The sequence below is a fragment of the Mesorhizobium sp. WSM4808 genome, assembly GCF_055811675.1.
On sequence record NZ_JBVVQX010000030.1, the window covers coordinates 1 to 22,778 of the forward strand.

Here is a 22,778-nt window from a genome sequence, read left to right on the forward strand (position 1 = left end):
CTTTTGGTTGACCCCGTAGCGCTTCGCCAGCGCCCTCAGGCTCTCTTGACTATGCTGTATCGCTCGACGGACCGCCTCTGTCGTCGTGGCGCTCCCATGAAGAACCTGGCCCATAGCGCATCCCTTGATTCGGAGGACAAGGATGCCCCATCAAAATCTGGGATCAAACATTTAGGCCTTGCCTACGCGACTGGAAAGGTAGCGAGATTGCCGGCGTAGGATCGCATCTGCCGACGCCGGTCCTGGTATTTTCCGCGGTAGTTGAACAGCGCCAGGAGCTGCATCTCAAGGAGCCATTGCGAGGCATCCCAGGCGTCGAAGATGTCCATGCCGTAATTGAAGGGCGACGAATGCGTGACACCGTTCCGAAATTCGGTCAGCAATGAGAATCCGTCGCGAGCCGGCTGCCCCTTCCTGGCTTTCAAGCGTTTGCGAAGGAGTTCGGATTGATCGGCCGGATCGCCCTCGATTTTGAGCAGGCGCGTACAGGCTCTGATTTGTTCGGCAAGACTGACATTGCGCAACATCCAAACGCTCCACCCCCCGCGGGTCCCCAGAACATAGGCTGCGAGCGTTTCCAGGCCGGCCGCCGACATGATGATCGCCGTTTCCACTGAATCGTAGCGGGATAGGTTGGCTATCTGGTAGTAGGCCAGCGCCCGCCCAAAGCCGCGCTTAGCCTCCGGAGTCTGAAAGATGGTCATGTAGCTGGTAAACAGCGCAGGCATGTCGTCGGTCATCGCCCAATGAAACCAGTTTTTCGGCGCCTCCAGCTTGTCGGCCCGGGTAAATCCCAGACATCGGAACCCGTTGTGAGCAGCATTGCGAACTTGGCCGTATCCAACCCGCGTCCCTTTTATGAATCCGAGGAAGGAGCATATTTGACCGAGGAATTCATAAACCTTAGCGGCCTTCAGGGGCTTGCCATCCAGGGAGCGAAGCAGCGCCCTGTGCGAAATAGTTCGCATCAGCGGCAGTCGGACACCCCCACCGCCGAGGGCGAGGAAGTGGTCAAATGGCTGGACGGTCACTGCCAGATTGTCGAAATCCAGCGTGATCCCAACCTTCTTAGGGTGGATTGCCGGACCGCACAGAATGACGGCCTCCGCCAATCCCTTGGATTTTCCGGCGATATCCAGAGGCGATAATTGCGACGTCGCTGAGAATTCTTCATGCCCGACAAAGTGATACTTATGGGAAAGCATCAGGAACTCAGCTACCGTACCACCTTCGAAGGTGACCTTGAGATCCTGATCAATCCTGACCATCCCGGGCCTGAGAGGCCCTGTCCATCTGAGTTGGAGGTCAAGGTGTTCATCGAGCCGCAGCGAAACATCCCTGAACTCACAGGGCTTGCCGTCAAGATGGATAGCAACAACCGTGTCGGCGAGTTCAATAGGACCATGCGGTTTCCCCTCATAGAAGGAGCCTGGAGATTCTGCCGTCACTGGCCCCTCCTTGACAGACTCGGGGAGAGCGAGGCTGCCTCACTGTCAGGTTCCATTTGTCGCTTCATATCGGCACTTTCGAACACAAGGCCTATAAACGTCGTGCGCTCATAAAATCGAAGTAGCCAGGCCGATTCCATTCCGGGAGTGTCGTCGACCCGCCCGTAGCGATAGTCGAGAACGTCTGGCTCCGCGTGCGCACTCTTAAGCCCTATGGCGAGGTTGTCAGGTACATCGACTGTCAGCACGTTGACGAACACCTGGTCGTCCGCGACGGCTGACCTGAGGCCATGATAGTGACTCAAGCCCCGAATAATTTTGCGGAGCGTGCGCAGGATCCTCGGGTCCCGTCCCGGATAGACCATGTAGCGATTCTCGCCCACGTGGGGGGCCGGCCGCATCAATGCAGCCATGTCCAGCGCCCGGCGCCGCCCATCGACCTGTTTGAGACTGCGCGTGATCGCGCCATCCCAGAGCTCTCCTGAACCGCCTCGTTCGCGTCCCCGGCAATGGTGACGACGTTGCGGAAATGCGCGTCATCGTCCGACGTGCCGTTGTTGCAGCTCGCGCAGGCCGGGATAACGATGCGCTGCACGCGGCTATCGGCCTTCGAATCCGGATAAAGCCGCGCGGCACCACGTGTTCCCGCGTGACCAGTCGCAGGTCTCCGCACAGCGCACAGCGAGCCGGGCGCCTTTTGCCCATGTGTCAGCTCCTCGGTGCCTCCTTGGTCATTCCGTCTTGGCTCAAGATCGAATCAGTAGCCGCCGCAGACCCCCAAGCACATGGTCACACAGATCATGTTAACGGCACAATCTGGTCCCCTCCCCTAGCTCTACCTGGCGGCGTGCAAACCGGCCCACCAGGTCCGGCTGGGAGAGCGTTCGCCAATCCCCGTTATTGGGAACAAAGCCGCGATGGCGTTGAGCCCTAGCGAGATCTTCGGTGCCGCACGGGTGGCTTGGGGGTCGGTGTCGTGGTTGAGGCCAGTGGCGTGCTGCGTCTTCAATGGCATTCCGGTGGATGGTCTGCCCGGAGCGAGTGACGGTTTGTGTGTAGACGCGGCCGCCTTGTCCCGATCCTGCCCGCTCCATTCGCTGCGCTCCCGTGTTGGGGACAAGCCATCCCTGGACGTCGCCCCCTTTGGAACCGTCCTCCGGGACAGAAACCAACCAACCAAAGGAGAATGATCATGAAAACCGACAGCAACACCCCAAAGGCCAAGAAGACCGAGTCGAAATCCCCGACCTACCTGGCCTACACCGTGCGCGACGCCCGGGAAGTGGGCCAGAAGGGCTTCTGGACGCGCATCGGCGCCTTCTTCGCCCACGAAGACGTGGAGGTCGCAGACAACGGTGTCGGCATGACGCCAGAAGTCCTGCGCAAAGCAAAGACGCCCTTCTTTTCGACCCGTGCCGGGAATCACGTCGGCCTCGGCCTCACCGGCTGTTCCCAGATGGTCGCCACACTCAATGGGAGGCTTTTCATCGATAGCAAACCCGGAGCGGGCACTGTCGTCAAGGTCCGCATTCCAATCGGTGGATAATGATTGGCCTCATGGGGCGCCGGCGGCTCAGAAGAGCTCAGAGTCTAACGCCCAGTTTTAATGAGGCAGGTTGTGTTAGTAACATAGATCTGTATGACCGAGACTTAAAATATCTACTGCTGAAATACTGATCGGTTGCATCTTGGACTATGATCAAAAAGACTTTTAGGTAGTAGATTCAGATCTTGCAATACGCAAAAATAATAACTTTGACCGAAGAAAGCGGCGTAATATTATTTGGAACTTTCATCTTAAGTTTCGATGAAGTCATCAGTTTGCAGTAAACAATATACCGTGCGCCAATGCCGTACAGCGTTGGCTAAATGGACTTTCGATGACGTTCTTTCTGGCCGCTGTTATACTGGACAAAGGCGCGCTGGCGGTTCGCCGCTGACAGTTTGAAGGGTTGCCCCACTCTCACCCAGCTGCCTCCGGAAACGCGAACCGTTGCGGGCTCCTAGATAAGCCTCCTCGGTCGCTCCATCGCGGTAATAGGCCGAGCCAAACCAGCTTTAAGCCCCTCGGTCACGACCGTCTCGCTCTTGGCGAAGTGACGAACACGGAAGATGTGTATCGGAGGTGGGTTGGCTCACCATCGCAAGCTGCCATGGCAGGCCGAATGTCCGCGAGGGGCCGGACCGCATTCATGTCGCTGACAGCCTCTCACGATTGAATTCCTCCTCAGCCTGCAGCTCGGCCAGCCACGCACGTCCGACAGCCTGGCGTCAAAGAAGCTTATCACGAGCCCCCCAAGAAGCGTAAGGAACCGCTGGCAGCCCGCTCGACCATACCAGCGGCGCTCCCTAGGGCATCAACCCAGGTTTCGGTATCCAACTGGCAATAGTCCTGCAAGAAACGCAGCGACCGTAGGTGCTGCACTGCCACAAGCCACCGCAGGGAATTGCCTAGCTCGGCGTCGCCTTTCGCCCGACCATAACCAGTGAGGAACGCTCGCCACAACTCGGCGGCGCCGTCGGCCGGGTGCCAGTTCCAGCCACCAGCCGACGATGGCCAGATCGAGCCACTGTGGGCCAAGGCAACAATCATCAAAGTCGAACATCACAATTCGGTCGACAGTCCTGTGCAGGTTGGCCAGCCGAAAATCGCCGTGGCAGAACCCTGCAGGCCCGTCCGCCCGGTTCATCCCTTGACCCCGCAGATCGGCCACTGCAGCCGTCAGCCGGCGCGCTCAGTGGCGAAGCCCTCGCCAATCCGGGCGATGGTCCTATCAACCTCCTCCTCGGCCACCAGCTCGCGTCGGCGCGAGCGCGGCCAGCTGCGTCTGCTCATGCAGGTCGGCCAATGCCGCGCCGGCAGGACGTGCGCGCACCGGCTCGCCCGCCGCCACCTGAAACACGGCCATTGGCCGGGTGCCGGACCCCGGCACCTCCAGCTGCGTCAGCAGTTGCCCCTTCTGATTAGCCACGGCCCTTGCCACGTCCAGTCGATCGGTGGCCACTACCGCATCGAGCACCGCAAGCTCGGCCGCTATCTCGGCCTTGGACCGACCTTCGCGCCGGTACAGGCGAACATAGGCCACTGGCGCTCCGCCCGGCCCTGCAGCAAGCGTCCAGTTGACGCCACGCACGACCGTGCGGACCTCGGCCGAAAGGCGGTAGTCCGCCTCCAAAGCGGCCGCAACGACCCGTTCCACTACTGCCCTATCGTCGGTCGCCATCATCATGTCACTTGCCGCACAAATCGTTCCAGCCACAGGAAGAACGCCAGCGGCGCGCAGGGCGCTTCCGCGACCCCGTCGAATAATTCAACAGGACGACGTACTTCGTTGCAGTCGCATGCTTCATTTGTGCGATATGTACGCCATTGGCGAATGAGACTTTCGCACCGGGCCAGCGGGGCGCTCGACCAGGATGCTTCTTCGTGGCGGGCGGTCGTTGCAGTGAGTTTCAGGAGTGCCTGGCCCAGTTCTTCATCGGCTTCCGTAAGGCGATGGTGAAGGCGATGATAGTCCGTCCAGGTTGGGGTCCGATATGACTCGACCCATCGTGATGGCTGCTGAACATCGCGCGTGAGTGTCCATTGCCGAGCACCGACGCGGCTGTGCACATAGCGGCGCTTCTGCATGATTTCCAGGAATTGATCTACGTCTTGCTCAAGGATCGCGTATTCGGTGGTGACAAGAATGGACCCGCTCCTTGGTTTCAGATCAAGCGCGACCGCCGGCGCGCAGAAGCCACCCGACGGCTCGAGCTCCGACGCGGAACGGTTGCTGATCGGCAGTTTGAACCCGAGTGCTGCGACGGCCAGCGTTGCTAGAGCGGACCAAGCCATCGCCGAGGGCAGCGAGTAGTTTTGGACGATAACGCCCCAAAACCAGCTGCCGGCGGCGATGCCGCCGTAGGTGAACGCGCTATAGATCGAGATCGTTCGGCCAACGATCCAGCGTGTTGCCAGTTGCACGTTCACGCCAAGTCCTGACCATGCCGTTACCCATCCTGCACCGCCAACGGCAAGGCAGACCGTTGTGACTGCAAGGGAGGACGTGAGCGCAAGGGAAACCTCACATATGGCGCATGCGATACAGGCAAGAACCACCAGCCATTCCTGGGTCAGTGTCCGCCTGAGCGTCGGGTTCATCAGTCCGGCCGCAAGTGCGCCGGCGCCAAAGCCGCCCATCATAATACCGTAGCCGACCGGACCGCCCCTCAAGATGTCGCGGGCAAGCAGCGGCAGCAGCGCCAATGTGGAGGTGCTTGCAAAGCCAAACAGGGTGCCGCGGACGATCATGACCATGCGGCGGCTATAATTGTCCGCAATGGCGCCAACGAACACTGCCAGAAAGAACGCCGGCAACGTCGACGAGGCCTGGACCAGCGCAACCAGGACGTCCGAGCTGGAGACCGTGGCCATGAGCCAGCCAAGCGCCACCGTTTGCATCAGCCAGCCCAGGCTCGAAAGCTGCGAAGCCAGAAAGATCGAACGAAATGTCGGGTTCTTTAGGGGCGCCAGCAACCCTGTGGATGCATTTTCGTCGGTCGAAGGCATGACGATCAGTCTCTTCTCGACAAGGAGATCAAGCTCCGGTCGCGGGGCATCCGATTCCAAGTAGTGTTTGGGCAGTTCGGGTTCGCTTTTAACGTCGCTTGTTGCGGCTCGAAAATGGACCAGAGGAGAAAATCGTGTGAACGCCACGCAGGCCGATCGCGCCTGTTTTCGATCGGCGTCACTTCCTCAAAAACGGCTGAAACGCGCGTGAAGCGAGCGGCGCATCATTGATGCGAAGCTTCGCGAAGCTACGGGACGGTCACAGCTTCGAAGCCGGTGGAAATGCACCTCAGGTCGGGCCGGGAATCCGAACCGACGGCGCTCCCGCGCAGTTCGGCGCGACAGCCCTGGTGCTGACGACCGGGAATCCAAAAGACGCAAAGCTCAGTTGGTCCGGGCTTCGCTCTGGGGACAGCAGATTGCAAAGCCCCCGGGGCCGCGAACAGCACGTGACGGTGCCTCGATTGCGAAGCCGGACCTCCATTTTTGGCCGGCGAGCCGTGAACCGGCCGTTTCGTAGCGTCGGTCTTGTGATTGCGGCATTGCCATTGTCCTCTTTCAGCCGGCTGACCCTCCTGACCGCCGGCCGTTGATGATCATCCCTCTGGAGAATGGCTGTGTGAGCGTGGCGGTCTGAGCCGCCTTAACGCTGGGCACCGCTTCCCAACGGCACTAACTGGGCTGCGGAGTTTATAGCCAGATGTGAGCTGGCGGGGCGACTAGCTCCATTGTTCCTTCTGAGCTTTCGACTGCCATCCTACCTCGCAATGCGCGTCGCAAATACGACAGAAGACCCACAATAATCCGGTTTAGGCGAAGGGCTTTTCAGCGGGTCTCAAAAAAGGGAAACGGCAGTCCTTCCCGCCGTGAATGGTGCTCTTTCAGACGAACTCACGGACGCGACATAAAGGGCACAGGCTGAACTTGCCTGTCGGAGGCGGTGCTTGTCGATCGCTCGATCGAAAGTGTCAGACGAGGAGGACATTCACCGACCTGCAGAGCGGCAAGGCGCTCGCCCAGTTCCCTGTCAGCCACGGTCAGCCGATGGTTCAGACGAAGATAATCCGTCCAGGCGGAATGTCTCGGTCCACAGCGCCGGATTCAGAAGGTTTCGCTGGAGCGTCCAGTTGCGCGCACCGGCACGGCTCTGGACGCGCCGCCTTTGCCGCGTGCAATGCAGGAAAGCCTCGATGTTGGCCTCGGGAATCGAATACTCCAGCTTGACCACGATCGGACCACTCCTCGGCCTGACAGTGAGTGCCAGTTCCGGTGGAGTGAAGTCGGAAGCGCCCTGATCCGATTCTTCCCAAAGTCTAATGGGCAATATCTTTCCCGCTGCTGCGACCAGCAGCAACGCCACTGCAGCGCCTTCCAAGGCCCAGGTGATGGAATAGTTCTGCGCAACCGCACCCCAGACCCAACTGCCGGCTGCCATGCCGCCATAGGTCAAAGCGTAGTAGATCGATAGAGTGCGACCAACGACCCACCTGGGGCTTGCCAGCTGCACGCACACGTCGGTTCCGGTCCAGGTCACAACCCAGCCTCCGCCGCCGATGGCGAGCGCGATCGCCGCGACAGCCACCGATGAGGTGAGAGCAAGCAAAAGGCAGCAGGTTGCGCAGCCTATGCACGCGAGCGCGATCAACATTTCTTGCGAAGCGATGCGCCTCAGATAGTCATTGCTAAGACCTGCAACAAAGGCGCCAGCGCCGAAGCCGGCCAATAGGACGCCGTAAACAATGGGGCCGCCCGCGAGCTTGTCGCGGACCAAAAGCGGGAGCAGAGCAAGAATCGAGATGCTTGACAGCCCGAACAGGGTTGCACGCGCAATCGCCACTCTGATCTCCGACGAAATTGCCGTGAAGCGCATGCCATCATGGATGGCAGTCGTCATCCGCTCGCGGGGCAGAGGCGAAGAGCGCACCCGCCATTTCGAGCGCAGGACAGCGCTCAACGGGACCAGGTCGCTCAGCGCCGCAAAGGCGAAAGCCGTGAGAGGTCCCAGCAACGCCAAAATCACACCGCCCAGCGCCGGTCCTATGCTTCGAACAACATTGTAACCCACCGACATCAGCGTCACTGCAGCCGGTATATCGCGCTTTTCCAGGATGTCCCCGACGGAGGCATGCCAGGCTGGATCATTCAAGGCGAAACCGCATCCGGCCAAGAAGCTGAGTCCCAGGATCAGCCATGGATTGGCAAAGCCGAGCCCCACCGAGACAGCCAGCGTCATGGATGCCAGTGCGATCAGGCAGTGTCCGGCAAGCATCACCCCGCGACGGCTAAAACTGTCGGCAATAGCTCCAGCAAGGATCGACAAGAAGAAGGCCGGCAGTGTCGACGCAGCCTGAACGAGCGCGACCATCAGGTCGGAGGCTGAAGTCGTCGCCATGAGCCAGCTGATAGCCACGCTCTGAACGAGCCAGCCGAGGCTGGAAATCTGCGTGGCAGTCCAGATCGAACGAAAGACCGGGTTCTGAAGAGGCATCAGTGTGGCTGCCGCGAAGGGCGAGGAATTTTCGGGCCGCATGACCTCTCACCTCCATCAAATGCTTCTTCGCTCACCTGCTGACAGCTGGGCCTTTGGGCACAGCTGCGTCACAACCAAGTTCCGTTATCGCGCTCTCAAACAGAGATATTGCATCACCAAGCTGATGCGCGATGGGGCGCCGAATTGGGTGTAAGCTGCGTCGGGGTCGCAGCCCGAAGGGCTGTTCAGTTCTGCCTTGCGACTTTCAGCGTTGGATCGTGCTACAGCCACGAAGGCCGGCTTGTCAAACCGCCCGGAGCGAACCACCCTAGGCTTTCCAGCGTCAGTTTAATGCCGGCCGGTCCGCCACTAGAACGCGGCCAACAGGGCGCCCAGTTTTGATGTCCTATCAATAACGTCCCTCATAATATGCGAAACACAAACGCCTCTTGGTGACAGGTAGGATGGTCGAGACGGAAACGATCGGTGAAGCCTGTTGCCGTTGCGCTAGAACCGGAGTGACATGCAGGAGAGCCACGCGTCGAGCTTCCCAACCTCCGACATGCCCTCGCCGCGCGGCTTGCCAGGTCGCGAATATACATGCTTCCGACCCCCGTGGTGATTTTGGAACATCGTCCGGCTTTGACCCCCGCCACCCGGGACACGATTCCAACGGATCCGTCTTCCCGCGCCTTCCAAGCCATTTGGAACGGCCACCGTTGGCCTGCCAGTACACAGACGCAATCAGCGCATGCCTTTACACGAGCAGGCTTGGCACCTATCCCTCCCGCTCTCGTGGGACCGTCTGGCGAGCAGAGGGCGACGCCGCCGGTTCACTCTCGTTCAGAGAACAACTCCTTACAACCGGTTGTCACCATCCAGTTCGCCCGATCGAGATGGCTTCGCGCTGCTTTCCGCGCGCGCACCGGTTCTTCCGCCGGATCGATGCCGAGGATGAGCTGCGCCATCTCCTCATAGCTGGCATTGTCGCCGGATGCATCCAAGAACCTCAAGTAGGTCGTGAAGTGCTCGCGGTCATAGGTAGTCAGGCTTTCGGACCACGGCACTTCTTCTTGTAGACCTCGTTCAACCTATGGATACTGCATGGTAATCGGGCTCCCGGAAATAGGTCGAAGATTTCGCTACGAGAGACTACCCGAACCGGAAGGAAACATCGTCCCTAAGATGACATTCCGATCATCATCCGCCAGTGTCCGCTCGAAGCTGTCAGCGCTCCTTTTGCATATGCAACTTCAGGTTAGGGCCGAATCGCAAAGAGCTCAAGACCGTTCGGCTGGCCAGCGGCGTGTGCTCCAAATTGGCAATGGAAGCGAACAGCGTTTCCCTTGGACGCCGAAGAACAGCATCTAATACTTTCATCGTGAGACCGGTAATTTGTCTGGGGTCAGGCGGCGCGCAGGAGAGGCGGTTTGGGCTTGAATAGTGGTGGCACGTTCGGCTCTGGCAGTCGGAACGGTGCCCGCAATTGATCGCGAAGCTCACCGTTCAGATCTGCCGTCCGGACCTGCATGAGCATGTGAGCGCCGTGGAGCGACCAGCGCATCCGCTGTTTCTTGACCATCCGCTTGCCCACGAGTGAATTCACCGCTGACTCAGCCAGGGTCGTTGCGACCCGGAGCCCGGCACGGTAGCGTTTGCCATAGTTGACGATCGCGCCGCGGTTCGATCTGACATAGGTCAGGAGCTGGGAGCCGAGGCTGTGAAGACGGGCGATCGAGAACTCGCCGTCTCCTTGCGAAGCCTTCAGTCTCGCCAGGAATTGCCCCAGGTCGCGGATCGCGCGATCAACCCGCCCATGCCACAGACGCCACTTCACCGCTTTGATGTCCCGGCCGATGGTGGGAAGCGCTTCAGAGAGACCGGACCGGGATCGCACGAAGTGATCGGCGATCTGCTGCATCGGCTGGATCTTGATGGCGATGTGGAACCAGTCGATGATGTGGGCCGTCGGCTTTGGCATGGCGCGGGGCAGCCGCTTCAGGATTTCGGCGCCATCCGAGATCACGGTGACGTCGCCAAAGCCGCAATATCCTTCTTGCTGAAGCGCATGGAGCGCTCGATCCCGGATTGCCCGTTGGTCGGTGCTGCTGGTCGCGAAATAGCGACCGCCGCCTTCGCCACGCCCGCCGCGGCCGCATCTGGCTACGACGAGTTCGAAGTTTCGCGCTGAATTGGAATCGGCGCTGCGAACATGCGCCGTATCGATGCTGATGACGAACTCTTTGCGGCGATCGCCGGGAAGCTGCATTTCAAGCTGGCGTCGTTCGCCCGTTTGCGCCCTTGCGGCGCAATTCTTCCTCTGCAACTTGATCGTCGAGCCGTTCGCCAATCCTGATGGTTCGCTTGCGCACGGTGGCATGCGTCTCGGTCGGCTCGACGGGCAGGAATTCGGGAAGCACTCTCGCCGCCTGCCGGTATGGCATCATGCTGCCCAGCCGCGCCGTCAGTTCCATCAACTCGGATGTCGCTCGATCCGGGCAGATCTCCCGCAGCGGCGCAAAGGCAACGACCGTGCCTGGGTAACAATCCCGACACAGCATCCAGCGAGGATTGCGCACCTCCACGATGCCAAAGACAGTCCGGATCCGTCGCGTCGTGTAGTCCTTAACCGGCCGAAACCTGTGGCAATCCGGGCAGACTCGGCGAAAAAGGGAATACGTTTCCGCCTCGGGGTTCACGACAGCCCTCTACAGCGCCGTCATGATCGTCTTACCGTCCTCGATCGACAGGCCAAGGTCGCCGACAGACAGACGTTCCCAGCTCTTGTCGATATGGACCGCCTTCCGGCAAACGTCACCGAACTCGTTCCTGCCCTCGATCGTGATCGTCCATTCTACCGCCATCGCTTTCCCCCCGAACAAAGCGACGCTCATGGACTACGCGGACCTAACAATCCGTATCCGACCCCAGACAAATTACCGGTCTCCTCCACTATCATCGAGATGAACGGTGAGAGCTATCGTAAGCGAGCTGCCGTCGCCCGCGGCGCCGGCACGCAAAACGCCAAGGACGAACCCGAGAACCCGCCCAATCGTTCATCGTAATGGCCGCTGACGACAATTACTCGCCGCAGATCGGCGGCCGAGGCCGCCCGTCACAATGCCCCAGCGACAACTACAACTCCGATAATTGTCGCTGGCCAGTTGCCAGACAACCCACCCGGTGATACCTAAATCACACCACTCGGCGCCGCCCTTCCACCGGCCTTCATAATCGCCGCCGACCGGTCTCCCTAATCGTCGCGCTACATATCCGCCTCATCTGGGAGCAGTCAGGCGATGCAATGCGCGCTCTCACGTTGATTGCCGCGCCGCACAGCGGGTTGGATCGGCCCAATCGCCCTTCCTGGGCTTGTTTCATCCAGATGAACAAGTGGTTCGCGTTCATGTCGTGACGCCGCGCCACAACCGACACCGGATCACCGGACTCCTGCACCTCACGCACGATCGCCAGCTTCTGCTCGACCGTCCAGGAGCGGCGCGTCCGCTGTCGGCCCGCACCCGGCGGCAGCGGCACAGCCGCAGGCGTGCTCGCTTCCACCGTCGACGGCTGCTCCATAGCCAGATACTTCATTCGCCAAGCGTCCACTTAAATCTAAGCGGACACTAATGCCTCAAGGTAGGTGTCAGTAGGCGGCCTTCGTCGCATGCGTACGATATCGTCAAGGCCCAGCCGATCGGGCGATCGGCCAAAATAGCGGCTAAACTTTGCGACTGCATAAAGGTAGGATTGCTGCGTGGCCGGAGATAGATTGCGGACTGTCATGTCCTCGATCATCCGGCGACGCAGAGGGCTCATCTCAGCCATCTGGATCTCCTGTCTGAAGGATGGGTTTGCAACACCCAAATCCTCTCAGACAGGAGGCGTCTCTCAAAGCGGGCACCAATTGCCGCGACTAGCGGCTTAGTTCAATCCGCACAAGGGTGAAGGGATGATCCCGACCGACAATCTGACTGAGCTATTGACTCGTTTTGACACGAGGAATCCAGAGGCCGACCGAGATTGTCGATGCGCCGCATGCGCGCATGCGCGTATCACCAAGCTGGCGTTGGCCGAAAAGGTCGGCCAGTCGCCGACACAGTGCTGGGCATAGTTTCGGGCTATCACCCCAGCTTGGCCCTCCGTTTGATCCCGTTGCCACGCTGCTGCGGCGGCGGCACCTGGTCAAAGGCTCGCTCGAACGCCAGATCGGCACCGTCTGAAACGCCGCGTCTTCCACTCAGTCGTCGATCCCCAAGTCGCTATTAATCGCTTCGCGGCGAGCATTATCAGCAGCCAAAGCCCTTCACTTGGACCGCCGATCCCAACAACACCATTCAAGCGCGGGCACCAAGCGGAAGATTCCATCTACTGGAGCGCGTCGTACCTACTTGCGTTAGCTTTCGATTCAGACCGAGTCGCTTTCATCACGGGCTCAGCCTAATAACGCCGATATCGTTCTCGATGGTGATCTTCGTCCCAAATGGGTTCGAGAGCTTCTGTAGACGCTTTAGAATGGCCTTTGCCTGTGACTCGGTTGCCAGCCGCGGGATACCGCGGTTGGCAAATCTCTTGGAGAAGCCAAGTTCAATTGGATAGAGCCGCAACTCAGCGAGCTGGTTTTGCTCAAACCGACTCACGGCGATCACGCTCTCATAGTAGATCGGTACTCCGTAAGCGCCAACAAAGCCGTCGGGCGTCGGGTATCCTTTTGCCTCCTCGTCGACGGTCACCTCGGCATCCGTGTCGACGAGCGGGTCCTTGCCATAGGCATCGAACATGTCGAGTCCCACGGGCGTCCGCAGGTCATCGTACAAGAAGTTCCCAAGGCTATAAAAGATAGGCCGACCGTTGTAAATTTCGATACCTCGAACCAGATGGGGACCGTGTCCAATGTATGCGTCGGCTCCGGCATCTATCATCTCACGCGCAAAAGATTGCTCATAATCCGATGGTTCCTGGCTAACCAACTCACTCCAGTGAGGCTCGTGACCATGGTTGGTGATGATGCAGAAATCTGAGAACTGCTTGCCTCGGCGTACATTTCGCCGAATAGTGGCGACATCGCGCGTGTCGGCTTCGTAGCTAAAGCTGGGCTTATCCGCTGCTTTGAAGGTCTGTCCAAGGAGCACGACCTGACTTTGGTTTCTTTCACCAACGTTATGGCCGGGCAAGACATCACGGACCCGCCTCACGCATTCAAGCACGTCCGAAGGAACCGCGATATTTTGTGTCAAACGAAGGGCGTTAACTCCTGGTCTGCCAGGTGCCTCGCCAGCAGGATCGCATGCTCGAGACATTGGCGTGAAGGTTGTGGCAAGCGACACCAACGCCACCCGACCTCTGGCGGTCTCCAGGAAGCGAGAGGCGCCGGCTTGTGAAAGATTCTCCCCCACACCCGCATGAACTATGCCGTTCTCGTCGAGCACACGGCTTGTTTCTCTCATGCCTTCGACACCCCAATCAAGCGAATGGTTATTTGCGCGGCTCACCAGATTGAAACCCATCGACCTCAAATCTGGGCCTAACTCCGGCACACTGATGTGATACGCGCCGCCGTATTCAGCCTGCGGACTTCCTTTGAACGACCGGATGTCGAAGATGAGCGTTTCCATGTTGCCGAAGGTGGCATCGGCATCACCAAGGATTTTGACGATGTCGTCAAAGCCAGGATGATTGCCTTTGGTCAGCGGCCGCGACGCGATGAGGTCGCCAACTGCTACCATCGTGAAGCCGTCCGCAACGTTCGTTGCAATCGACCCAACCGTATCGTAGTTGCTGCCCTGCTGGACCGGATGAGAACCGCTCTCGTGTGAAGATTTCTCCATAGGCTTCTCCTTTAACTTTTATGGATGACATCACGGGGCATGGCCCCTAACGGGTAAAATCTTAGGTGAGGCAACGAATCTGCGCGGTAACAATTTCCTTGGGGCAAGGCGACACGTCAGCGTCCTGTAGGGTCTTGAGGACGTCGTCAAAGCCGGGATGTTGGTATTTTGCTCAGGACGCGACACGATAAGGTCGCCCATGGCAACCAACGTGAAGCCACCGTACAGTAACCTCCTTTTCCTCAAATGGATTGAGGGCGAAGAAACCCGTCCTTGGCTCAGCCAATCTCTGAGAAACAGCACAGCTGCGCCATTTGCCGGAAGTTTGTGCACGCGCAAGCTACTCGCGCATCATCCGCCCTAGTGCTGACATTTGCGGGTTGGTGATTATGTCGCCGGCCACGGAGGACGCGACGGGATGTGACGCAAAGCGGGCGACCACCATCTCCGCAGCCGGTGCAATATAAAGACGCTGCCCGTGGATGCCCCGAGCTTCCACGGCGCCCAGTTCGTTATGTGTGACCCACCACTGGCTGCGATAAGAGTAGCCATCTGGGAGCTTGGCGGGGTGGTTGCCCTTTTGCAGGTCCTGCATGGCGGCCGCGGGAATGAGTTGTTTACCGTTCCACTCGCCTTCGCGCCGCATCAACTCGCCGAAGCGCGCGAAGTCGCGCAGGCTCGTGCTTAATCCGCCGCCCGCCATTGGCATGCCGGCGCTATCGACGATGACATAGGCGTCGTCTTCGCAACCAAGCGGTGCCCACAGGCGCTCCTGTAATAGCTGCGCGAACGACTGCCCCGTTACGCGCGCCATCGCCCACGCCAGTACTTCGGTGTTGACGGTTAGATAATCACAGGTACCGCCATGCGCGCCCTTCTTGCGCACGCTTTGCAGATAGTCGCACAAGGTCTGCGGCCCGTCATGATCGGCCAATTTCGGCCGAAAGCCGCATGCGCGCGCATATCCCCACAAGTCTGAGTTCTCGTCGGCATAGTCCTCAGTGTGAGCCAGACCAGTCTGCATGTCCATCACCTGACGCAGCATGGCGTCTTCCCAGGCCGATCCTTGCATTTCGGGCAGTAGTGCGGGATCGCCTTGCTGTCATCGAGAACACCCTCGTGCACGAACGCTGCCGCGAGCGTCCCCGCGTATGACTTTGTAACTGAATGACCCGAGTGAGGCAGATGCCGCTCGAGCGCGCCGAAGTAGCGCTCGTAAACGATGCGTCCACGATGCAATACCAGGATGCCATCGGCGTAAGTATCAAACAGCGCCTCTTCGAAGCCGCGCGAGCGGCCGTTTGCGTCTGTAAACGCCAACGAGTCAATCTCGCTCGTCCTGTCAAGGCGATCCATATTCGAAGGCGCGCCGGGCCCGCGCCGTACGTTCACCGTGGCCGTCAGCTCGCGCATATGTGACAGCGACCACCGGATCTGTGGGAAGGTGCGAAAGCAGTCACTCTCGAATGTGATGCGCTTATCGGCGGGCGGCGGCGCACCACGCATCCAGCCGAGTTCGCACGGATCGGACGCGTGGCCGTCAAGATAGCGTTGCCCATCGAATTCAAGCGTGCCCATTTAAACAGCCTCCTTCCATCAGTTATTGGGGCGGCGCCAAACCTTCGGCACCGGAACATTCTCGCTTCCAGTCCAGTTTTGGACGCGGAGTAACAAACCATTGGCTTGTCACGTTTGAGCAGTGGTCCCACATCGCGCCGCCAAGTTGCTCGATCATCAAGAGGCGGACCGGTCTGAAAATGTTGCGATATCCTTCTACGAATTCGATCGGCGGCATTAGGATCGCGTTGCCGTCTGCATTAATGCGACTGGCTCGGCAATGAGCGTACCATGCTGGCCTTCCATTTCTATTTCCCAGTAATCGCGGAGGTTGGCATAACCGAACTGGCGACCCGGAGCGCTCGCACGGGCGAGTTCCATGATCCGCCCCTGATCAGACGCAACGCGATGCGCGATATGCTCCACGACGTCGTGGTCATGCGAGATGAAGACGAAGGCGACTAGAAGAATCTCGCTTGCACGAAGACGTCAAGTGCTGACATCGCTTCGTCGGCGATATGCGGAGGGTTAAGCGACAGGGCGCGTGCAATGTCGAGCCGCTGCCGCTGACCGCCCGATGGTTCGGACGGGAGCCTGTGCATCGTGTTCGGCGCATGGCTTGAAATGTCCTGTGATAGTACCGCCTGGGTGACCAGACGAAATGAAACTGGGCGCATTGGCCGGCCGGTCGGCGACGTGCGCTTCGTCGTGATTAAAAGTTCCGCCCCGGCGCAGCAACTAGTGACATCCGATTTCACGGTCGTACGGTCACGCGACGGGATTCTCGTGCTCGCGTCCACTACGCCAATCTTGATTGGTGAGCCTATAAAGAACTTGTCGTCGCAGGGGATCATCGACTGCCCTGAGAGGGTGGTCGAAGTCGTCCCGCGGATCATGAGACATGCCTATTCGCTCCATAACCCGTCGCGATGCAATGTTTTCCACTGCAGCATTCGCTACGATCTGATTCAACTCAAGATCTTCTAAGCCGAACGCGACTATGGCAGCGGCCGCCTCAGTTGCATATCCATGCCCCCAGTGATCCGGGTGTACCCGCCAAGAGATCTCAACCGCCGGTGTGAAATGCGCTTGATAGCCTACGTTGATCAACCCGCAGAAGCCGATGAACCCGGTAGCCTCCAAACGCTCCAAAGCAAAAAGGCCATAGCCATGTCGTTTGAAGTACTCTCGTTCGGCCTCTATCCAAGCGTCAATCTTTTGTCGATCAGAAAATCTCGCCAGGTACTTTCCAACTCGTGGATCGCCAACTAGCTGAGCGATCAGTTCGACATCTTCATCTCTCCATTCCCGCAGAAGCAGGCGTTCTGTTCGCAGTTCCATTATTGGCTTCCCATTGCGACGGAGGGGTTATACGGCGCTGCTGTTGAACAGCTTGATGGCAGCCGCGCGAATAGCGTTGGATCCCCGCTTGCGGATCGGCCTCGGACTCTGGCTGGGAACACAGGCGTGGGCGTGTTCAAATCAATCATCTATGGCACCGAGGAATGCCACAAGGTTGTCGCCAAGCTCGGCGCTTGGATAGCCGCCTTCCTGCAGCATGGCGACAGGCCCGCCGAAGCAGTTGATGGTGCTGGCAGCTTTTCGAAACCCGTCCGTGCTGACGTCTAACACACTGAGAGGATCGCCGCGATAGGCATCGAGGCCTAGCGATATCAAGAGGACGTCAGGTCCGAAGTCGCTTATCTTCTGCATGCCCGCCGCTATTGCTTCCACGAAAGCCGCATCGTCGCTGCCATGCATCAGCGGGATATTGACGTTGAAGCCTTCGCCGGCGCCGCAGCCAATTTCGTCTGTATAACCGCTGAAGAACACCGGAAAGCTATCCGGATCGGCGTGAACTGATACCGTCAGAACATCAGGACGTTCATAAAAAATTTGCTGTGTTCCGTTCCCGTGGTGGATATCGATGTCGAGAATCGCGATGCGATCGGCTCCGTTCAGCCGTAGCGATTCTGCGAGCGTCGCAACATTGTTTAGATAGCAAAAACCCCAAGCCATTTCCGTACAAGCGTGATGGCCCGGTGGGCGGCAAAGTCCATACGTCCGACGCTGGCCGCTCGCAATCAGGTCACCAACATTGAGGGCGATATCGATGCTAGATCGCGCCGCTGACCAAGTCCCGCGGCCGATGGGGCAAGCTGTGTCGGCCTGGTGGAATCCAGCACGCGCGACGATGTGACTGGCGTAGCGTGATGCAAAGCGGTTCGGGTGGGTGTTGGGCACAATTTCGGGGGCGGCGTGGGGCAGCGCAAGCCATTCATTAATGCCATTCTCAAGAAAGTCGAGATAACGGGCAGTGTGAACCCGCGCTAGTACCGAACCGTCCTTGTGTTTCGCTTCGAGCGCCTCATGGCCAGCAGCAGTTGCTGATGTGAGCAAGATATCAGCGCGCTCCGGCCGCTCGGGGCTGGGTACAAGCTTTCCGCGATGAATGAATGTTTGCGGGTCGTGACTGCGATGGCCTTCCGAGTAGACGATTTTCATTATGCAGCTCTCTTGAGGTCTAAACCGTCGCGCCCAAGACCCAAGGCGCGAACTCGGCTGCACCAAAGTCGAACTCCTCGCTCTTCGTGCGTTCCCCTGAAGCGACGCGCAGGATCAGATCAAAGATTCGCTTGCCGCATTCCTCGACGCTCTCGCCTCCGCTCAGGATCTCGCCGCAGTTGACATCCATATCGTCTTTCATTCGCTCGTACATAGCAGTGTTGGAAGCCAGTTTGATTGAAGGTGTAGGCTTACAGCCAAACACGCTTCCACGCCCTGTCGTAAAGCAGATCAGATTTGCGCCGCCTGCAACCTGGCCGGTCGCCGACACGGGGTCGTAACCAGGGGTGTCCATGAAAACCAGGCCTGGGCCCTTGACACTTTCGCCATATTTGACAACGTCGACTAAATTCGTTGTACCGCCTTTTGCCATTGCTCCCAATGACTTCTCAACGATGGTGCTGATCCCGCCAGCCATATTTCCGGGGGAGCGGTTGTCGTTCATGACTGCGCCTTCGCGCTTGAAGTAAGTATCCCACCACTCCATCAGAGCGATGAGCTTCTCGCCCACTTCGCGCGACTCGGCCCGACGCGTAAGCAGATGCTCGGCGCCATAGGTTTCAGGTGTTTCTGACAGGATGACCGTGCCGCCGTGGCGCACCAGAATGTCGCTCGCCGCTCCCAGAGCCGGGTTCGCCGTCACGCCCGACAGACCGTCCGAACCGCCACATTGCAGTCCGACGATGAGTTCGCTCGCTGGAATAGGTTGCCGTGATACGTGGTTAGATTCCTGGAGCACATCTCGCACGAACTCGACTGCGGCTTCCGTGGTCCTCCTGGCGCCGCCCATGGTCTGGATGTCCATGCTACGGACCCGGCCTGCCAAATGCTGGTCTTCAAGCAGGCCACCGATTTGATTGACTTCGCAGCCAAGCCCTAAAACGATCACATGACTGAAATTAACGTGCCGAGCGTAACCGCCCAGCGTGCGGCGCAGCACGTTTAAGGGCTCGCCCCCTGTCATGCCGCACCCTGTCTTATGGGTGAGCGCAACCACACCATCCACGTTCGAGAATTCAGCCAACGGGTCAATGCCCATGAAAGGATTTCTCTTGAAGACATCGGCTACAACATTTGCGACGTGACTGCTACAATTCACGCTGCTAAGCACTCCCACGTAGTTGCGTGTTGCGGCCCGACCATCCGAGCGACGAATTCCCAAGAATGTCGCTGGAGTCTCGACATAATCGGTCTGGCGAGCAGCCGCGCCGAAGGCATAATCTTTTTCGAACTCACCGAGCGCCATGTTTTGCAGGTGAACATGCAGCCCGGGCTCTATGTCTTTCGTGGCAAAGCCGATGATCTGACCGTAGCGCAGGATTGGCTCGCGCGATCTGATCGTCCTGATTGAGATTTTATGTCCCGCGGGGACAGCGCTCTTCGCGACTATAGCCCCATCTACGGTCTGCCCCGGCGTGATCGCACGTCGCGCGATCGCGATATTGTCGTTGGTGTTCAGAACAAGTACCGAACTTTGCTCGGATAGTATCATCACGTCGGCCTGCATCGTTGCGTGCTGCCCCTTCGTAGGCGGGGATTCGAACCATTCTGCGAGCCCTTTGATACTCTCGGGCCTTAGTCGAGACGTACGCTCGTGGTCTCCATCAAGCGAATATCACCTTATTCTCGGTCGGTTAAGCTGCTCGGGAATAACGCTCGCTCAAAGAGGCAATCGTCTGATTGATGATCGACACCACCCGCTCACGCTCTTCCCCGACCAACGGCAGTCGCGGCGCGCGTGTCCATTCTGGCGCTCCGCAGACAAGATGCTCGGCCAGCTTGATGTACTGCACTAGTTTTACGCTGGTATCCAAGTGGAAGGCAGGTGTCATGATGCGATACAATTCGCGGGCCTCCGCAAACTTCTCGGTGCGACCCAGATCGAAGATGCGGACGCACTCCTCAGGCCAGGCATTCGTCATGCCGGAAACCCAACCCGTGACGCCCAACGCTAGGCTCTCGAGGATCAGGTCGTCCACGCCGCAAAAGACCGCGAAACGATCGCCGAACGCGTTATAGAGGTCTGTAACGCGGCGAATATCACCGGTCTCCTCCTTAATACAAACGATCTGATCAACGTCCTCAAGCGTTCGCAGAATCTCTGGGGTCACATCGACCCCGTAGGCAATCGGATTATTGTAAATCATGATCGGGAGATCGCAGCCGGCTGCGAGGTTGCGATACCACGCGGAGGTTTCACGCGCGTCTGATTTGTACGCAATACTCGGGAAGGCCATCAATCCTTCTGCACCAAAGCTCTGAAATTTTCTCGCTGTCTGAACAGCCGAATCTGAGGAGATTTCGGCAAGGCCCGAGAGCAACGGCACACGCCCATCCACAACTTCTCGAGCAGCTCGGATAACCCTCTCCTTTTCATCGACTGTCAGAGAGGCATTCTCCCCCAACATAGGAAGAACAATAATACCGGAGACGCCACTTCGGATCAGTCGGTCAATGCTGCTTTGTGTTGCGGGAAGATCTAAATCACCTCTCTCATTCAGCTTAGTCGTCACTGCCGGAAAAACGCCAGTCCAGTTCGCCATCACTTCCAACCTTTTCGCTAAGCCCTGATCGAGGGCCCTTAAAAGCTACGATATTCTTCCTAGAACACTGTTCTAATAGTGTATTTGGCTAATGTCAACTGATCGGATGGAAACTTATCGATCAATTACGGTGAGGTGAGGCGGCCGCGTATGAGATCCGCCGCCCGTTCAGCGACAGCAATCGCGCTAGCGTTCATTCCGCCTGATAATGGTCGCGGGAATACTGAATTGTCGACAACCCTCAGCCCGGATACGCCGCGTACCCGCAGCGACGTGTCCGTTACGCTGCTCTCATCTGAGCCCATTCGGCACGTCCCAGTATAGTGGGCGGCGGTGGTTCCAACGCGTCGTGCGAAGTCCAGAAGCTCTTCTTCGGTGATCACGCTGGGGCCCGGCACCGTTTCTCCAATGCTCCATCTCTTCAGGGCGTCCATCTCAAATACCTGCCGAGCGGTGCGTAATCCGACCAGAAGCCGTGGCCAGTCAGTCGGCGCACTGAGATAGTTTGGACTGATAGCCGGCGGCTCTTGCGGATTTGAGTTTCGAGCCAGCACGGTACCCGCACTGTCGGGACAGGTAACGAACACTCCGATCGTCATCCCGCCTTCGCGCTCCAGAATTCCTGGACTAGACGGTGAGAAACTCACCGGCGCAAACATGAGTTGTAGGTCGTCGAATATCGCCTTTGGTGAGCTCCTGCAAAACAACGAGGCCATACTTGCGCCTAGCGTGAGGAGCCCGCTATTCTTGACGAGATAATTCACTGTTTCTTTCGCAATGGTCAGGGCATTATTCATCTCATTGATGGTCAGGATTCCACTCGTACGGTGAGACATTCTGACAATGAATTGGTCACGGAAGTTTTGGCCAACTGCCGGCAAGGCGTGAACGACAGGGACACCAATCTGCCTGAGATGCTCCGGGCTTCCAATCCCGCTCAGCTGTAGCAACTGCGGTGAGCGGAGGGTGCCACATGAGACGATCAGCTCGCGCCGTATCCTTACACGTCTGACGCGGCCGTTCTGCACGAACTCAAGGCCGTCCACCTGCTTTCCGGCGAAGAGAATCCGAGCGCAGATCGCGTTTGTCTCGATCCGTAGGTTGCGCGCCTTTTTTTGAGCTGGCCGAAGATATGCTGACGCGGTGCTGGCCCTGAAACGTCCGTTGCGATTCTGTTGGAAGAGACTCGCCCCAGTTCTATCTGGGGCATTCATGTCGACAACCTTGCTATATCCGGCCTGAGTCGCAGCCTCGACAAAATCCCGTGCAAGCGGGTGTATCGTACGGAACGAAGCGACCTTTACGGGACCGAAGCTGCCGCGAAATTGAGACCCATCGCCTTCGAAGCTCTCTGCCTTTCTGAAATATGGAAGTAATCCTGCATAATCCCAACCGTGGCATCCAAACTCACTTGCCCACCAGTCATATTCAGCCGCCTGCCCTCGCGTAAATAAGATGCCATTGATAGAGCTACTTCCCCCTAATCCTCTTCCTGCGGGAGCAGCAATACGTCTGCCGAATATATGTGGGCTAGCCTCGGTTTCGTACATCCAGTTGAAACGGCGATCTTTGAGCAGATAGAAATATCCAGCAGGAATGTGTATGAACGGATTCCAGTCGCGGGGCCCTGCCTCCAACAACAATACGGAATTGTCATCTTCGGATAAGCGACTTGCGACGACGCTCCCGGCGGACCCGGCCCCGGCAACGCAATAGTCGGTCTCAAAATCCCATGCCGTAGCCATTACAGTCCTGTGATCATCTGCTAACGACGCTGCGCTGACGATGGACATGCCAGGTACAATCCGCTTCGCA

General features: G+C 58.5%; 16 protein-coding genes and 7 pseudogenes. 2 read left to right on the plus strand and 21 right to left on the minus strand.

Annotation, left to right across the window (positions count from 1 at the left end; translation table 11 throughout):
* The 4 genes and pseudogenes from AC0L2U_RS31620 to AC0L2U_RS31635 form a co-directional block, all read right to left on the minus strand.
* Positions 1-114 (minus strand): annotated as a pseudogene (locus AC0L2U_RS31620) (IS481 family transposase); the annotation flags it as partial.
* A gap of 68 nt (positions 115-182) precedes the next feature.
* The gene (locus tag AC0L2U_RS31625; RefSeq protein ID WP_473603272.1) at positions 183-1,448 is read right to left on the minus strand and encodes a hypothetical protein; all 1,266 of its coding nucleotides are present in this window, start codon (positions 1,446-1,448) and stop codon (positions 183-185) included.
* Positions 1,445-1,861 carry a hypothetical protein gene (locus AC0L2U_RS31630; RefSeq protein WP_473603273.1) on the minus strand — a complete coding sequence of 139 codons (417 nt, stop codon included), beginning with the start codon at positions 1,859-1,861 and terminating at the stop codon, positions 1,445-1,447. Before AC0L2U_RS31630 ends, AC0L2U_RS31625 begins: the two co-directional genes overlap by 4 nt.
* A complete protein-coding gene (locus AC0L2U_RS31635; protein ID WP_473603274.1) occupies positions 1,849-2,043 on the minus strand; it encodes a hypothetical protein in 195 nt (64 codons plus the stop codon). Before AC0L2U_RS31635 ends, AC0L2U_RS31630 begins: the two co-directional genes overlap by 13 nt.
* Before the next feature lie 597 nt (positions 2,044-2,640).
* Here AC0L2U_RS31635 and AC0L2U_RS31640 point away from each other — a divergent pair.
* The gene (locus tag AC0L2U_RS31640) at positions 2,641-2,994 is read left to right on the plus strand and encodes an ATP-binding protein (RefSeq protein WP_473603275.1); all 354 of its coding nucleotides are present in this window, start codon (positions 2,641-2,643) and stop codon (positions 2,992-2,994) included.
* An 811-nt stretch (positions 2,995-3,805) separates the two neighbouring features.
* Here the strand turns inward: AC0L2U_RS31640 and AC0L2U_RS31645 are convergent.
* The 8 genes and pseudogenes from AC0L2U_RS31645 to AC0L2U_RS31680 all read right to left on the minus strand — a co-directional run.
* On the minus strand, positions 3,806-4,138 hold the full coding sequence (locus tag AC0L2U_RS31645) for a phosphotransferase (protein WP_473603276.1): 333 nt from the start codon (positions 4,136-4,138) through the stop codon (positions 3,806-3,808).
* Between the two features lie 84 nt (positions 4,139-4,222).
* Positions 4,223-4,678, minus strand: a complete 456-nt coding sequence (locus AC0L2U_RS31650; RefSeq protein WP_473603277.1) for a hypothetical protein — start codon at positions 4,676-4,678, stop codon at positions 4,223-4,225.
* A gap of 117 nt (positions 4,679-4,795) precedes the next feature.
* Positions 4,796-6,000: pseudogene (locus tag AC0L2U_RS31655) on the minus strand (MFS transporter).
* Between the two features lie 891 nt (positions 6,001-6,891).
* Positions 6,892-8,530, minus strand: a pseudogene (locus AC0L2U_RS31660) (MFS transporter).
* A gap of 773 nt (positions 8,531-9,303) precedes the next feature.
* Positions 9,304-9,537, minus strand: coding sequence for a methyltransferase domain-containing protein (locus AC0L2U_RS31665; protein ID WP_473603278.1), 234 nt, complete (start codon positions 9,535-9,537; stop codon positions 9,304-9,306).
* Positions 9,538-9,875: 338 nt separating this feature from the next.
* Positions 9,876-11,334, minus strand: a pseudogene (locus tag AC0L2U_RS31670) (ISKra4 family transposase).
* A gap of 364 nt (positions 11,335-11,698) precedes the next feature.
* Positions 11,699-12,064, minus strand: coding sequence for a transposase (locus tag AC0L2U_RS31675; RefSeq protein WP_473603279.1), 366 nt, complete (start codon positions 12,062-12,064; stop codon positions 11,699-11,701).
* Between the two features lie 81 nt (positions 12,065-12,145).
* Positions 12,146-12,298, minus strand: a pseudogene (locus AC0L2U_RS31680) (phage integrase N-terminal SAM-like domain-containing protein); the annotation flags it as partial.
* Between the two features lie 382 nt (positions 12,299-12,680).
* Here AC0L2U_RS31680 and AC0L2U_RS31685 point away from each other — a divergent pair.
* Positions 12,681-12,839 (plus strand): annotated as a pseudogene (locus AC0L2U_RS31685) (IS630 family transposase); the annotation flags it as partial.
* A gap of 58 nt (positions 12,840-12,897) precedes the next feature.
* On the opposite strand, the gene AC0L2U_RS31690 reads toward AC0L2U_RS31685, so the two are convergent.
* From AC0L2U_RS31690 to AC0L2U_RS31730, 9 genes and pseudogenes are all read right to left on the minus strand, one after another.
* Entirely contained in the window at positions 12,898-14,298 is a 1,401-nt protein-coding gene (locus AC0L2U_RS31690) for a CapA family protein (protein WP_473603280.1), read from the minus strand.
* A gap of 340 nt (positions 14,299-14,638) precedes the next feature.
* The gene (locus AC0L2U_RS31695) at positions 14,639-15,343 is read right to left on the minus strand and encodes a serine hydrolase domain-containing protein (protein ID WP_473603281.1); all 705 of its coding nucleotides are present in this window, start codon (positions 15,341-15,343) and stop codon (positions 14,639-14,641) included.
* Entirely contained in the window at positions 15,328-15,876 is a 549-nt protein-coding gene (locus tag AC0L2U_RS31700) for a hypothetical protein (RefSeq protein WP_473603282.1), read from the minus strand. The genes AC0L2U_RS31695 and AC0L2U_RS31700 overlap by 16 nt, the downstream gene beginning before the upstream one ends.
* A 336-nt stretch (positions 15,877-16,212) precedes the next feature.
* Positions 16,213-16,469, minus strand: a pseudogene (locus AC0L2U_RS31705) (oligopeptide ABC transporter ATP-binding protein); the annotation flags it as partial.
* Positions 16,470-16,623: 154 nt separating this feature from the next.
* Complete coding sequence (locus AC0L2U_RS31710; RefSeq protein WP_473603283.1) at positions 16,624-17,196, minus strand: GNAT family N-acetyltransferase; 573 nt, start codon at positions 17,194-17,196, stop codon at positions 16,624-16,626.
* 141 nt (positions 17,197-17,337) lie between these two features.
* On the minus strand, positions 17,338-18,360 hold the full coding sequence (locus AC0L2U_RS31715) for a histone deacetylase family protein (protein ID WP_473603284.1): 1,023 nt from the start codon (positions 18,358-18,360) through the stop codon (positions 17,338-17,340).
* Between the two features lie 19 nt (positions 18,361-18,379).
* Complete coding sequence (locus AC0L2U_RS31720) at positions 18,380-19,912, minus strand: UxaA family hydrolase (RefSeq protein WP_473603300.1); 1,533 nt, start codon at positions 19,910-19,912, stop codon at positions 18,380-18,382.
* A 142-nt stretch (positions 19,913-20,054) separates the two neighbouring features.
* Positions 20,055-20,963, minus strand: coding sequence for a dihydrodipicolinate synthase family protein (locus tag AC0L2U_RS31725; RefSeq protein ID WP_292386869.1), 909 nt, complete (start codon positions 20,961-20,963; stop codon positions 20,055-20,057).
* Between the two features lie 125 nt (positions 20,964-21,088).
* Entirely contained in the window at positions 21,089-22,756 is a 1,668-nt protein-coding gene (locus AC0L2U_RS31730) for a GMC family oxidoreductase (protein WP_473603285.1), read from the minus strand.
* Between the last annotated feature and the right edge of the window lie 22 nt (positions 22,757-22,778).

Excerpts from the sequence above, each read along its gene's own strand:
- AC0L2U_RS31710 (WP_473603283.1), bottom strand. The coding sequence starts at position 17,196 with ATGGAACTGCGAACAGAACGCCTGCTTCTGCGGGAATGGAGAGATGAA.
- AC0L2U_RS31690 (WP_473603280.1), bottom strand. The coding sequence starts at position 14,298 with ATGGAGAAATCTTCACACGAGAGCGGTTCTCATCCGGTCCAGCAGGGC.
- AC0L2U_RS31725 (WP_292386869.1), bottom strand. The coding sequence starts at position 20,963 with ATGGCGAACTGGACTGGCGTTTTTCCGGCAGTGACGACTAAGCTGAAT.
- AC0L2U_RS31720 (WP_473603300.1), bottom strand. The coding sequence starts at position 19,912 with ATGATACTATCCGAGCAAAGTTCGGTACTTGTTCTGAACACCAACGAC.
- AC0L2U_RS31730 (WP_473603285.1), bottom strand. The coding sequence starts at position 22,756 with ATGTCCATCGTCAGCGCAGCGTCGTTAGCAGATGATCACAGGACTGTA.
- AC0L2U_RS31645 (WP_473603276.1), bottom strand. The coding sequence starts at position 4,138 with ATGAACCGGGCGGACGGGCCTGCAGGGTTCTGCCACGGCGATTTTCGG.
- AC0L2U_RS31650 (WP_473603277.1), bottom strand. The coding sequence starts at position 4,678 with ATGATGATGGCGACCGACGATAGGGCAGTAGTGGAACGGGTCGTTGCG.
- AC0L2U_RS31630 (WP_473603273.1), bottom strand. The coding sequence starts at position 1,861 with ATGGCTGCATTGATGCGGCCGGCCCCCCACGTGGGCGAGAATCGCTAC.
- AC0L2U_RS31675 (WP_473603279.1), bottom strand. The coding sequence starts at position 12,064 with ATGAAGTATCTGGCTATGGAGCAGCCGTCGACGGTGGAAGCGAGCACG.
- AC0L2U_RS31700 (WP_473603282.1), bottom strand. The coding sequence starts at position 15,876 with ATGGGCACGCTTGAATTCGATGGGCAACGCTATCTTGACGGCCACGCG.
- AC0L2U_RS31640 (WP_473603275.1), top strand. The coding sequence starts at position 2,641 with ATGAAAACCGACAGCAACACCCCAAAGGCCAAGAAGACCGAGTCGAAA.
- AC0L2U_RS31695 (WP_473603281.1), bottom strand. The coding sequence starts at position 15,343 with ATGCTGCGTCAGGTGATGGACATGCAGACTGGTCTGGCTCACACTGAG.
- AC0L2U_RS31715 (WP_473603284.1), bottom strand. The coding sequence starts at position 18,360 with ATGAAAATCGTCTACTCGGAAGGCCATCGCAGTCACGACCCGCAAACA.